Source organism: Methanosarcina sp. A14, assembly GCF_001729375.1.
Lineage (GTDB): Archaea > Halobacteriota > Methanosarcinia > Methanosarcinales > Methanosarcinaceae > Methanosarcina > Methanosarcina barkeri.
In genome coordinates, this window is the sequence record NZ_LZPK01000071.1 from 1 (window position 1) to 13,630 (window position 13,630).

The window sequence follows — 13,630 nt, forward strand, 5'->3', positions numbered from 1 at the left end:
ATAATTTCAGATAATTTCAAATAATTTCAGATTGTCTACAATATATAATCCATAATGTGTTATTTAAAATATAGCTTATACTAAAATTTCGAAAAAGTTTTTCAGGTATCAAGTTTCCTGTGGAAAAACGTTTAAGATTGCTTTAGTTTTCCCTCCAGTTTAGGCCTCGCAATCGTTAACTTTTTAAAGCTAACATTCCGGTAAGGCCCGTTGTCCCGGATTTATTTTTTGTCCGCTTCCTCTAAGATGTTTTCCCCATAATTTTCGGACTTTTTTTATAGCTTATATGACTTTTTTACAGCTTATATATATGATTCAATGGTACATAATAATAACGGCATTTACTTTTTTTGTAGAGAACATAAACTTGCATGAAGTCAATCGCATTCACTTTAAATCTCCAGTTAGCTTGTTTATGGTATAGCTCATGGTAAAAAACTTACGAAAATCACGAAGGAAATTTTTCAGGACCCCTCTATTTCCACTGGAAATTTTTGCTGAGAATGAAAAAGGTTCAATCGTCTGAAATAAGTATTAGAAAGAAGTGCAGAAAAGCAGTATACTTTAGAAAACAGACTTATACAGTTTAAAAAAATCTAAATTATATTTGTAATGCTTTCTATTTCTCTCACAGGAAATTTTTCAGACCCCTTTATTTCCACTGGAACGCACTTCATAAGCTTTTACCTTGCAAAGCATGGTTTAAGGAGGAAATCAGAAGCAAAAGCCAAATCAGAAACCGAAAAAGGGAGAGTGATTAAAGCATAATTACTCTGCTTCGATTCCCGATACTCAGTTCGATTTCTTCATTCAAGCCATACTTCGCATATGCATTAATGATCTGGATTTCAGAGTCAATATCAAGATCTTCGATCACATAAGCCTGCTCTCCCCAGAGAGTTAGCCTTATGCTGCCGGTTTCGTCTTTTAACTGGAGATTTGCAACCACGTTCTCGGTTCCATCCTCTCTTTCAAACTCTCGGAGTTCTCCTATTTCGGAAACCTTACCCTGGACCGAATAGCTTTCTCCAGGGATAATATCAGCGATGTCCGTAAACTTTTCTCTGTATTCAATTTCCTTTTCACTCTTCTGGATTATTCCCCGGTTTCCGAGATTGAGTTCCACCTGCTGGTTGAAGGCATTTTCCCGAGAATAAGCATGAAGTACTTCTATAGTCTCGTCAAAATCGACTTCATCCAGAAAGCTTGTTTTTTCATCCCATAGAGTCAGCCTGATTTTTCCAGTGGAATCGCCAAGAAGAAGATTTCCGACTCTTCCGGTAGACCCGTCTTTTTTCTCAAAAGTCCGGATTTCCCCTATATCGAGTATTCTACCGGAAACGTTAATATTGTTCATATCAGCCTTTATATCCTCAATTGGGGTGAATTTCTCTTCGTACTCGACTTTTTTCTCACTCTTCTTTATTATACTTCGGTTTCCCACCTGCAACTCAACTTTCTGGGTAAAGGCATTCTCCCGCGCATAAGCATTGACCAGCTCCACAGTGTCTCCGTATTCTATCTGGTTCAGAAACTCGGTCCTATCGTCCCAGAGGGTCACTCTGACTGTGCCTGTACTGTCTCCAAGAAGAAGGTTTCCTACTTTTCCGCTGGTACCGTCTTTTCGCTGGAAGGTCCTTACATCTGAAATTTCCAGGACTTTTCCTGTCAAATTCAGGTCTCCCATGCCGTCTTTTATATCCTTTATTTTCTGATTGTTGGCAGCTACATCGATTTCTTCTTCACTCTCGGCCAGGACTCCATTATTTCCCACATTGACTTCCACTCCTGAGTATCCCTGCTTCGCATAGCCGCTGATCTGGAGGGTTTGCCCTGCTATGATTTTTCCAGCTTTTATGAGGTCTGCCATGTTGTCCCAGAGCGTTAGCCGAATCTTGCCGGTTTCATCTCCAACAATTATATTTCCGACTCTACCTATTGTCCCGTCGTTTCGGGTAAATTCTTTGGTCTCAAAAACCGACACAACCTTTGCAACAAAGTTAATTTGTCCGCTCTCAGCTGTAATGTTTTCAATCTTTACACTGTCCCGGCCTACATCCGAAAATCCAAGTTCGTTGGCAACCAGCATGGCAGCCATAGGTTCATCGCAAAGCCCTCCCATGCTTTCGACCTTTTCCTGTACACGTTGCAGGAAGTCCTCTTTACTGATAACATGGCTAAGTTTTTCATAGATTGATTCAATATCTGTCATATTATCCCCTTAATATATGATTTCTATTTTCAGTGTCTATTATTTGCCTCAATTCTGTGGCAATAATTGTTAGTGACTATTAGTGACAGTTGATGCTTTGAATTCGGTTTAGCATTATGGCATAAAATTCAAAAACTGTTAAGAGACAAGTAGATTACAGGCTAGTAAATTACAAATTTACACGTTTACAAACCTGAGCACATTAACTTTTTAATTACATCTTTTAATGAGTGATAAGAACGGTCATAATCACATACCTTCTAAAGTCTCTTTTATTCTTTTTGATTTTAAGTTTGAACACGCGGCTGTCGAAGTACTTTATATATTGTGCTACGATATGCAAGCCGTCTTACTAAAGATTACCGTGTGCCAGATGAAAGTATTTCTCAACAAAGCGGAATCAATATTAATAAACTATGCCCGTTTAATAAATTATGCCTATGCTTATCTATTATGCTTACCTATTCTATCTCCCGCGGGCTTTCGTGCTAAAGATATCCTGAAATCAAAGCTTGACATTCACTATTTTTCTTTGAATGTTCCCTTAAATACCGTACTGAAGAACTCAGAGGTTTCCTGTTCTGCAAAATTCCAGGAAATAAATTGGGACAGAGGATAGCTGAGAGACATAAAATTTTGGCTCTGCAACTTTGTCAAAATAGAACTTAAAACAAAACCTTATTTATAGTAAAGTTTCATTATGTACGTGATACCATGATTCGAAAATGCACTGAGCACGGCTATTTTAGAGGAGGCAGCTGTCTGCAGTGTAAACGCCCTGGAAGATACCTGCTGGACGATAATAAGGAAGAAAAGCTTGGCAGGTTTGTATCTGGCACTCTCCGGCATTTCCCAGAATCTGTAGGAGTTAAAATGGACAGATTCGGTTGGGTTAATATCAACGATTTCTGTGACGTTATGAGAAAGCGATACAACTGGATGAGGAAGGAATACCTGTACGCACTTGTAGAATCTGATGAAAAAGGAAGGTATGAGATCCGCGATTCGAGAATCAGGGCACGTTACGGGCACTCTGTCAATATTGATCTGGATTACAGGGAAAGCGATTCTTCATATCTGTATTATGGGGCAAGCCCTGAAGAAGTTGATGTTTTGCTGGAGAACGGAATTTTTCCAATAAAGCAAAGATATGTACATCTCAGCACTTCGTATGAAAAGGCAGTAGAAGTGGCCCTTATTCATACTGAAAGCCCTGTAATCCTTCAAATCGATGCCTTTAAAGCTCAGGAGGATGGGATCTCTCTCAAACTTGCAACTGATGACATCGTACTTGCGGAAAAGATACCTCGTGAATACCTTTTTGTCGTTGAAGATTGATTTAGGGCTGATTTCAAAAGAATAACTTAAAAGACTGATTGTTAAATTTCTAGCAAGTTATTTGTGGTACTTTTCCTGTTTCTTTTCTTTCCTTTTTTCTTCCCTTTTCTATTTCCTTTTACTCCCGATTTCCTTTTCTCTCTCAATTCACGGACACTTCCAAAAGGCCTTCTTTTTTTTCTATCCTGAATTTGACGTCCAGAAACTGTTCAGTAACCCAGATATTTGTCGTAGTATGAAGAGAGAGTTCACGGACAGTGTAAGAACTATTTCCTGCAAGAGCCATGTAAGGTATTAGCTGGTCTGCCAAATGTGTGTCCACCGCGGCTCCTGATCTAAGTTCAGAAATAATTTCGTCTGCGGCATGTTTGCCTACTTTTTCCGCGTGAAGTCCTTTTTCCCCAAGTGCACTCCCACCTATGTAGCCTGTCCAGAGGGTTATCCCGCTTCCAGTGGAAAAAGCTTCAAAGGATTGAGTTTCAATTTGAGAGGGATATCCGGCTTCCATTAGTCTCGTATTGGCAGCTTCAGCCTGACGTAAGGGTACATGAGCCGGAAGATTCGAAGCGTGAGAGATTCCATTGATTTCTTCCTCTTCTTTTATAAAATGAAATCCTCGCAGCCTGCATGGTTTAAAATAAGCTGAAACTTTTCCTCCTCCTTTCGGGTAGTAACCATGTTCTTTCAGAGTTATGCTGCCTGAATATCCAAGTTTCTCCAGAGCCCTGAAGGTTATATGTTGCAGGTAGTCTGTTGTTGGAGACCAGGCCACGTCAGTTCCCCCTTTTATAGTGAGCTTGATTTTTTCTTTTGCAAAAGGCAGGGCAGGCATAATACACTGGAGGAGTAGGGTTATGCTTCCTGCAGTCCCGATATCAATATCATACTTACCCCCCTTTATTTCCACTGGAACAAAAGAAATTTCAGTAGAGCCTGGAAAAAGTCCAGATATCTGAGCTTTACAAATCCTGGCTGCAGTTTCCAGTGCCTTTAAATGCTGCTGTTTCAGGCCTGGACTTGGCCTATTTTTTCTGATATTAGTAATCCTTATCCCTTTTCCGGTAACTGCGGAAAGAGCAACAGCCGTTCTGACCAACTGCCCTCCCCCTTCACCATAAGAGCCTTCGATCTCTAACATTTGCTTCCCACACATTTTCCTGATTTCGTCTTATGTTATCCTGCTGCTTTCCATTTTCTTTGCTTGTATTTTCTTTGCTTGTATTTTCTTTGCTTGTATTTTCTTTGCTTCCATTTACTTTGCTTGTATTTGCTTTTCTTTCTTTTCCTTTATATTTCGGATTGCAGCTTTTACAGCTGGTCTGAGAGGATCCACAAGCATAGAGACCGGTGGCGCATAGCAAGTCTCCAGGTCAAGAAGGTCTCTAATAGTAGCTTTTTTTCGGATTGCTAGGGAAAAGGCATCGATCCTTTCCTTTATCCCCTCTCCTCCGATAAGCTGCGCCCCCACCAGAATATCGTCTTTGAACAGGAGTTTAATGTACAGGTCTTTACGGCCCGGATAATAGGAAGCTCTTGTACGTCCCCTTGAAAATCCTGTGTTTATCTTTATTCCATGGCTTTCAGCCTCTTTTGAGGTAATGCCGACTCCGCCAAATTGTAATTCTCCTGCCACAGCTACCCAGGGATTGGCAAGTGGCCCGAGAGGAGTATATTTTCCTGTGATATTATTGCCGATTATGTCGGCCATATGTCGGGCTGTCGTGCCCAGATGGCTTAATTTTGCTTCCCCTGTTATAAGATCTATTATTTCCACACATTCCCCGCCTGCATATACATAGGGAAGAAATTTTTCTCTTGCCTTAACCTGGAGCATTTCATTTACTATTATTCCTCCTGCTTTCCCAATTTTGATACCGGCCTCCAGAGCAAGGGATACCTCAGGTCTAACTCCACTTGCAAGAAGTATAAGATCTGCAGGAAGCTGCCTATCCCATACATATAGTGTTTTTTCTTTCCAGAAATTTTCAGGATAAGCAGCAAGTTTTCCGGAGATGACCTCAATCCCAAGACTTTCAAGATGTTCTCTTATGATTTCGGAAATGTCAGGGTCCAGTTGTTTGGAAAGCAGGTTTTTACTCCGGTTTATGAGGAAGGTTTTAATTCCCCTTTTTGAAAGTGCTGCTGCGCACTCTATTCCTATTGTTCCTGCGCCTATTATGCAAACTCTCTCAACAGTTTCCAGGGCTTTTTCAAAAAGCACTCCATCATCAAGATTCCTCAGAGTAAAAATACCATAAGGGAGAACATTTGTGTTGCCTGTAAAAGGTATAAAGGGAAGGCTACCTGTGGCGATAACGAGTTTGTCAAAAGGATAAGTCTCTTCTCCTGTCCGAACAACTTTTAAATCCAGGTCTATTGAGCTGACATATTCGTTTAGCTTGACATCTATTCGATTTCTTTTGAAAAAATCTCTGGGTTTCACTATTAATTTTTCAAAGCTCTCAATTTCCCGTCCCAGAACAAAAGGGATTCCGCAGTGGCTGTAAGCGGTATGGGAATCTCTTGAAATTACAGTAATCTCAAAATCGCTTTGTCTTCGAATTTTGGTAGCAACGGCCATGCCACAGGCCCCCCCTCCTATAATGACTACTTTTATGGGATCTTTTTTTTCGAGGTTCTGTGTGGATACTGTTCCCTGAAATTTTTCATCAGCTTTGGCTGTTTTCTGGATTTCATCTACAGCGCTTTTTGTGTCAAAATCGCTTCCCATACTCTCAGTAATTGTGTTTTACGCCTATTATAACTATTTAAGTGTTCGAAAAGCTTTCAGGTTAACGAGTAGGGAATTCTCAGAGCGATTTATCAAGGCTATTTGATCAGATATTTTTTGAAAGACAAATTACTTGAAAATCTACTTGGAATAGTCAGAAAAAAGCACGAAAAGGACTTATAGTGTTCAGAGAGGCTGAACGAGCGAGTTTGGGAGTGGGGGGTTAGTACATAAAAAAGTTTCTATGTCTCGCCCGTTCAATTTTTTACAAGTCTTTTTTTTTATATATACTTTTCTAAATTTTCGACTCTATTATTTTTTAAAATTTTCTATATTTCTTATGACCTGTTCTGAAAGACTTCTTCTGGAGTTGTTTTGAAAGTCTCTTATCTTCAAGACGTCAGAAATGAAAAATGACTTTGATTTGATAAAATTCTTTAAATAACCACAAAGTTCTTAAATCCTGCCGGCATTAAATACATGAATTTAAAACATATGACGCACAGGGTTCCTCATTTGCCGAGACTCCTTTAAAGGCGGGAGGGAACTGTTTTGTCAGATCATATCATTGATTAACAAGTTCACCTATTCACCATTGCTAAATTCGTAAAGATAATCCAATGTAACTAATCCATATGCAAATATAATAAAACTTCAGATTTACTACATTATCACTCAGGGTTAAAATACTGTTCAACATAAAACTGGAATTATATCTTATCACCCATGAAGTAAAAGTCAAAAAGTGCTCTCGATTAAACCTGATACACATTTCACTTACTGCTTACCATTTATCACTACAGAGCCCATAAACCACGGGATAGGGCGTCTGGCACATATCGGCTTCATGTCCGGATTACCCGTTTTTAAGGGTATTTCTTGAAAATCTCAGTTATCAGGCTAATTGAAATACGAACACTTTTTTTGGCTTTTGGCGCTGAAGTTTATCTCAGGGTCATAATAAAAACTTATGTTAGGAAATGGGCTTTCGAGCAGATATTGGAAAGTCTCAGGAACAACGCAGGTATTATTGTCTGCTCATTTGAAAGTTAAGAGACTCTAGATCTAAGAGAGCCTTAAGCTAGGTTAACTCAGGTCTGGAACTTTAACAGGTTCTCATAAGGTAAGAGCTTCCACTCGATAATGTAAATTTATGGCACTCTACCGGATAAGGTCTTCTGGCATAAGTATAATGTAAACTCAGGCAGGTTCGGAATTATCTTTCCGGCTACAGTTCTAGTTAATTTTTAAATCTGCCCCTTCAAGGGTGTTTTATCCCTGATCCGTAATATCTGATTTTTTACTGTTTTTGCATTGTCCAGGGCTTTACGAGTTTTCGGAGTCTAGAGAATAGTTTATGTTATCAGAAAACTCGATGGATTTAATTCCAAAATGCAATTAATTGCAACGGTTTAAAATGAAATTCTTAGTGAATTTAATTTAATAAAACTATCACGATAAATCATTCACAATATATGAGGAGAATTCACATGCAAAATACAGATACTACAAAATACATCATTCATTCTAAGATTAATGCGGATGGGGTAATTGAACGTCCTGATATCGTAGGTGCGATTTTTGGGCAAACTGAGGGATTACTCGGGGCTGATCTTGATCTTCGTGACCTGCAAAAAACTGGCAGGATTGGCAGGATCGAGGTAATGGTTACGGCTAAAGGAGGAAAGACCAAAGGAAATATCTTTGTTCCCTCAAGCCTTGATAAGGTCGAAACCTCAATTCTTGCCGCGTCGCTTGAGACTATTGACAGAGTCGGGCCATGCAGTGCTAAAATCGAGGTTTTCCAGGTAGAAGACGTAAGAGCTGTAAAGCGAAAGAAGATTATTGAAAGGGCAAAACTCATTTTTACCAAAATGTTTGATGAGACCGTTCCCGAATCCCAGGAGCTGGCCGACGAAGTCCGACAGTCCGTAAGAGTTGATGAACTCACTTACTACGGAAAGTCCAGAATCCCCTGTGGGCCTAATGTACTTAACTCAGATGCCATCATTATTCTCGAGGGAAGAGCTGACATTCTGAACCTTCTCCGCTATGGTATAAAGAATACCATATGCGTAGGGGGAACAAACATTCCTCCGGAAGTTGCAGAGCTTACTAAAAAGAAAACAGTAACAGCGTTTACTGATGGAGACCGTGGAGGGGAGCTCATAATACGTGAGCTACTGCAGGTGGCAGACATCGACTATGTTGCCCGTGCTCCCGATGGAAAATGTGTAGAGGACCTTGTCCAGAAAGAAGTTATACGGGCTCTTCGTCGGAAAGTTCCTGTAGAGCAGATCATCGAGAAATACGGAATCCAGGAGAGGGAGGAAGAAGGTGCCAGAGTGGAGAGAGGCTCCAAAAGAAAGATAAGAGCACCTGAGATTGCTCCCAGGATTACTGAAAAGAAGCTGCATAAGCGTGTTAAAGTTCACAGGGTCTCTTCAAAGCCAGATCTTTATGGGGAGGAATTTTCGGAGGAAAAAACGAAAGGAAAAGAATCTATAAAAGCTTTTGAAAAGGTTTCTGAAAAAACTGCTGAGAAAGTCTCGGAAATGGTTCCTGCGACTGCAGCAAAAGTCAAAACGAGATCTATCGTCACAAAACCTCATATTTCATCAAGGACAGTTCCTGTTGCCGCTAGAGTTCCCAGAGAAAAGCCTGTAGAAAAGGTTCATGCAGCTGTCAAAGTTCCTGGAGGTGAGGCGGTCAGAGTCTCTCCTGCTCCGGTAAAGACGGTCACGGTTTCTCCTGAAGCCACCAGGTTCAGACCTCATGTCGAAGCTCTGAAAGGAACTTTAACGGCCAGAATTCTTGACTCCCATGATAAGGTCATAGAGGAGATTGCGGTGCGGGACCTTGCGAGCAGGTTGAAAACCTATAAAGAAAACATCCAGAGCGTAGTTTTTGATGGCGTAATTACTCAAAGGCTAGTTGATATTGCCTCAAGTAATGCAATTAAGAACCTTATAGGTGTAAAGATAGGAAATATAGCTAAGGTTCCTGCTGATATGGAAGTTTTGACCGCAAGCATGCTTTGAGAGATCTTTACTTCTCTTAATATTCATTCTTTTTTACTCCCTTTTCTTAATTTCCATTCCTTTTAGCTCTCTTTTCTTAATCTTCACTTTTCTCTATTTCCTTTTTCTCTCTCCCCTCTTTCCTCTTCCCTCTTTCTTTTTCCTTCTCTCCTCTTCCCTCTTTCTTTTTTCCTTCTCTCCTCTTCCCTCTTTCTTTTTCCCTCTCTCCTCTTCTCCACCCCTTTAATTTTCCGTTTCTTCTGTCCTAATGCTTAATCTTCTTCTATTTCTTACCCACTGAGTTTCCAATTTCTTTTTCCAGCTTCTCTTTCATTTTTTCACGTTTTTACTCTCTTTTTTGTTTCTTTTCTTAATTCAAGGGCAGTGTACTGTTTTTATTTTTTAAAACTGGGTTTTTTACACGAGGTATTGATTTTCATGCTCTCGTTTTTGTAAAAATGACATTTCTACACTTTTTATAATTGTTCTAAAGTTTAACTCCTTTTGGACTATCATCTTTAATCTTTATATATAGGATTCACAGGATTACTATTATTTGGCATTATTTCACACCGCAGTGCTAAATTTCACACTTTCTCCCATAATCCTTCATTATTTATCATATACATTATATAGAAAAGTTTATCATATAAAACTAGGAAGTTCATTTCCTCGGATAATTCTTTTATCCGATTTAAGATGATATTAAATTGATCTTGTAAAATTGTAGGTCTGTTCGCTATGCACAAGGAAGAGCTAATACAACTACACACGTATATGGCCCAGATGAAGAGATATTTTGAAAGGCACGGGGTAACGCACGAATTCGATGATTACAAGGCTTTATCCATAAGCCCTGTACACATTCACCGGAGCAAGGCGGATCACAAGCGCGCAATTTTTATTTTAGGAGGCGAGCTTGCAACTCTCATGTCCCGGGACGACCCTATCTTTGAGGAAACACCAGCTCATATGAGGGATTCACTGAATTCCGTCATCAAGCTCATGGGTAATAACTGATAGGGCTCTTGAAGGTGACAAAGAATTCGTTATCTGAAATTATAGATTCCAGATACTTTTGCTTTGAAATTAGGAGACGATAAGGGTGAAGATGCATTTTCATCACCATCCCGTCCTCTCCATCTGAGTAATATTTTTTTTCGGTCCAGCAGGGTACAAATCCTATGGACCTATATAATTTTTGTGCCCTTTTGTTACTATTTCTTACTTCGAGCCTTGCGTATCGAAGTCCGTTTGCAACAAATATGTCACAGATAGCGTGAATTAGTGATGTACCTATTCTTCTTCCCCGATATTCTTCTTTGACACCGACAGAAAAAATGTGCCCTTCGTTTTCTCCAGAACGGTAGCCTACTACATACCCCACGACTTTTCCATCCTGCTCTGCAACAAGGAAACCATCTCCAACGGTTTCGTAAAAGCTCATATATAAAAGGGAGTTGTGCTCCGAAAAGGCCTCACTTTCAATTTCAACTACTTCTTGAAAGTCCTCAGGTGCAAAACGCCTTATCATAATATCTAATATATTCCTGCCATTTTATTATTTCTTCGAGAGGAATAATTTCTTCTAAATTCCTCACGAAGTTTTTCTGAAGTCATTTTGAAGTCCTACAGTCCAGATTTTATGAACTTATTTCAGTATAGCTGATTTTTCATAGACTTGATTTTCATAGACCTGATTTTCATAGAACTTGTTTTCGTAGACTTGATTTTCATAGAACCGATTTTCATAGAACTTGTTCTCGTAGAACTTATTTCAATAGAACTTATTTAGAGTCCACATGCGAGCTCAGAGTTTCTTGATATGCCTGACATCCACTGCAACTCCTCTACTGGATTTTACCATTTCCTCTCCGCTCATCATGGCTCGCCCTACACAGAGCGCTTTTTTCCCGAGCACAATTACCTCATCATTAGGTCTTATTCCCGGATCAGCCTCAGTAACTCCTGGGGCAAGGATGGAACCTCGTGGGAGAAAATCATCAATTTTTACTAAGTATTTCTCACTTTTTAGCATCCTTTCAGCCCCTTCGAGAGAAAGAGCAAGCATTCCGTATTGAGGAACCAGGGTTGCGAGTTGTTTTTTTCCGGAAAAGAGCTGATACTTAGGGAATCGGCCTTTGACTGCAAGCTTTCCGGTTTCTTCAGAGAAAAGAAATGCAGCACTTTCTCCGAACTGATATTCTGCAATAGCTCTCACGAAATTCTTTTTGTTTTCTTCTGCATTCAGGCTCTTCCTGCTGAAACTTTCGGATGTGTAGATAGACTCAACGGTCTTCTTGAGGTTTGAAAGAGCTTCCATAGACACAAGGCTTCCTGTGGCAGTATAGGTTATTTCAATCCCAAGATTACCTGCCGCTCGTTCACAGATTTCCCTGTATGCCCCTTCTACATGGGCAATTATGGCCTTGTAACTGTGTTTTGAGAGATAAGCCTCGAGGCAGCCGGAAACCCAGGCTTTTTCTTCTTCGTCCCAGTGTCCTGTAACCGCAGTGTCATAATGGGCTGCTGGATATGTCAATTCCAGTTCTCTGGGCACTATTCCAAGAGGTGAGGTTAAAATCACTTCATGGACGAATTTCCGATATTTTCCTAAGGCCAGAATAAATTTCTGATGGGATTGGGAAGTTGAGTAAGGTTTTCTGGCCGCGCATGGCAAAAGCACGAGGACCTCAAGGTCCGGAGGTGTATACCTTTCCTGTATGCGCTGTGCAAACCTCACCACTTCGACTCGAGATAGAGCCTCCGAGGTATCTGCAAGCAACTGGTTTTGCCGGAAAGCAGGAACTCTTTCTTCAAGATAGGAATACTCAAAATCTCCAAGTCTTAACAGGGCTGTGAGCCAGGGCCTGACCCTGCACTGGCCTTCAACATATTCTCTCAATGTTCCTGCCCTTATCCTTTCCCGCACAAGGGAAAGTTCGGATTCGAGAGCATTCTTATTGTGAGCTGAAAGGAATTTTGCTCTCTCGATCTTCGGAAGCTTCCTGAGTTCTTCAGGTGTACTTTCAGCACATACCCTGCACCTGCAGGGAAACTCTGTCAGGGAGTCAAGATAAAAGTTGCCTGCTGCTGTCAGGTAGATATCAGAATAAGCTGCAATTTCTGCTCTGGTATCGTCCAGGACATCAACTCCGAGGTAGACTAGCATAGCTATATTTTCAGGAAGCGCGAGGTTTGGGGCATAAAGAGCTGTATCAGGGGAAATCTGGTTTCTAAACTCTATTATGATCTCGAGAAATCTTCGTGCATTGTTTTCCAGGGTACCTGCCCCTTCCATTACATACAGGTCGGTTTTCTCAGGCTTTCCTCCTATTTTCAGGAGAGAACCTGTAGGGCCTGCATCTTCAACGTTTTCGCCTTTAAGATCAGTAAATTTTTGGACTTTCCCAAGGGACTCAGCCGGAATGGAAGGAGGATAAGCTTGATGCGGCAGGATTATAAGAGTTCCTTTTCCCGCTTTTTCCCAGATTTGCTTTACGTGTGTTTCGAGCTCTGCATCGGATTTAACACCCCAGAAACTTCCTGCGTCAACAACAGAGCCGGGGTTTTCAAGCTTTCCAAGTTCTGCCGCATTCAAAATGCAGGGCGTATGAAGCTCGGGAGACAGCAGAAGTTTTCCTATCCTTGCTGCTCCGTCTCTTTGTTCTATCTCAAAGTACCGTGTCATGTTTGTCCTCTTATGTCTATCAGGATGTAAAGGTTTGTCCTGCACTTTTTCCTGAGAGTTTCTTTTATTCCTTGTTTTTCTGAAGCTGAAAGGTTCTCAGCTTTACGGTTTATTCCATGCTAACTCTTCAGAAGGAAAATAGTATTCTTCAGAAAGAGAATGATATTCTTCAGAAGAAAGGAGGATGGTATATTTTTATATATTATTAATCTTGATTATCTGCTGCAACTCATCTTTCATTTGTCTGTCATTGTCTGTCTCAAGCCGTGACAGAAATTCTATTTTTCACATTTGAACTCCAATTTGAGGTCTAGAATGGATATAACTGCAGAACTTCAAAAAATCGTTAGTGGGCGACTCTCAGTCTCGCCTTCTGAACTTTATTGTTATTCTTCTGACGCATCCCAGGTCAAGGGAATGCCTGATTACGTAGTACGCCCGAAAAGCACAGACGAAGTAAGCCGGATTGTCAGGCTTGCCTATGAGAACGAGATCCCTGTGACTGCAAGGGGAGCAGGCACCGGACTTGCAGGCGGTGCAGTTCCTGTTAAAGGGGGCATTGTGCTGGATATGTCGGGCATGAATCGGATTCTTGAAATCGATATTAATAATATTCAGGTCCAGGTAGAACCCGGGGT

At 40.6% G+C, this 13,630-nt stretch carries 10 protein-coding genes; 4 read left to right on the forward strand and 6 right to left on the reverse strand.

The features are described 5' to 3' along the window. Window positions 1-757: 757 nt before the first annotated feature. Window positions 758-2,212: an OB-fold nucleic acid binding domain-containing protein gene (locus tag A9239_RS04405; RefSeq protein ID WP_048116316.1), complete on the reverse strand. Its 1,455-nt coding sequence runs from the start codon at window positions 2,210-2,212 to the stop codon at window positions 758-760. 714 nt (window positions 2,213-2,926) lie between these two features. On the opposite strand from A9239_RS04405, the gene A9239_RS04415 reads away from it, so the two are divergent. After that, on the forward strand, window positions 2,927-3,550 hold the full coding sequence (locus A9239_RS04415; RefSeq protein ID WP_048116320.1) for an RNA 2'-phosphotransferase: 624 nt from the start codon (window positions 2,927-2,929) through the stop codon (window positions 3,548-3,550). A gap of 142 nt (window positions 3,551-3,692) precedes the next feature. On the opposite strand, the gene rtcA is transcribed toward A9239_RS04415, so the two are convergent. Both rtcA and A9239_RS04425 read right to left on the reverse strand, forming a co-directional pair. Beyond that, window positions 3,693-4,688 (reverse strand): RNA 3'-terminal phosphate cyclase, encoded by a 996-nt coding sequence (gene rtcA, locus A9239_RS04420; protein WP_048154014.1) that lies wholly within the window; start codon window positions 4,686-4,688, stop codon window positions 3,693-3,695. Between the two features lie 114 nt (window positions 4,689-4,802). After that, window positions 4,803-6,281: an NAD(P)/FAD-dependent oxidoreductase gene (locus A9239_RS04425; protein ID WP_048154017.1), complete on the reverse strand. Its 1,479-nt coding sequence runs from the start codon at window positions 6,279-6,281 to the stop codon at window positions 4,803-4,805. A gap of 1,490 nt (window positions 6,282-7,771) precedes the next feature. Between A9239_RS04425 and dnaG the strand changes: the two genes are divergently transcribed. Next, on the forward strand, window positions 7,772-9,322 hold the full coding sequence (gene dnaG, locus A9239_RS04430; RefSeq protein WP_048116324.1) for a DNA primase DnaG: 1,551 nt from the start codon (window positions 7,772-7,774) through the stop codon (window positions 9,320-9,322). An 83-nt stretch (window positions 9,323-9,405) separates the two neighbouring features. Here dnaG and A9239_RS20150 read toward each other — a convergent pair whose 3' ends face one another. Further along, window positions 9,406-9,540, reverse strand: a complete 135-nt coding sequence (locus tag A9239_RS20150; RefSeq protein ID WP_255361901.1) for a hypothetical protein — start codon at window positions 9,538-9,540, stop codon at window positions 9,406-9,408. A gap of 502 nt (window positions 9,541-10,042) precedes the next feature. Between A9239_RS20150 and A9239_RS04435 the strand changes: the two genes are divergently transcribed. Then, window positions 10,043-10,321, forward strand: a complete 279-nt coding sequence (locus A9239_RS04435; protein WP_011305979.1) for a UPF0058 family protein — start codon at window positions 10,043-10,045, stop codon at window positions 10,319-10,321. Here the strand turns inward: A9239_RS04435 and rimI are convergent. Continuing rightward, window positions 10,305-10,835: a ribosomal protein S18-alanine N-acetyltransferase gene (gene rimI, locus A9239_RS04440; protein ID WP_048116326.1), complete on the reverse strand. Its 531-nt coding sequence runs from the start codon at window positions 10,833-10,835 to the stop codon at window positions 10,305-10,307. The genes A9239_RS04435 and rimI overlap by 17 nt on opposite strands. A 276-nt stretch (window positions 10,836-11,111) precedes the next feature. Further along, on the reverse strand, window positions 11,112-12,992 hold the full coding sequence (arcS, locus tag A9239_RS04445) for an archaeosine synthase subunit alpha (RefSeq protein WP_048154020.1): 1,881 nt from the start codon (window positions 12,990-12,992) through the stop codon (window positions 11,112-11,114). Window positions 12,993-13,307: 315 nt separating this feature from the next. Here arcS and A9239_RS04450 point away from each other — a divergent pair. Continuing rightward, window positions 13,308-13,630: FAD-binding oxidoreductase (locus A9239_RS04450; RefSeq protein ID WP_141706363.1), on the forward strand; the 323-nt coding region annotated here is incomplete at its 3' end.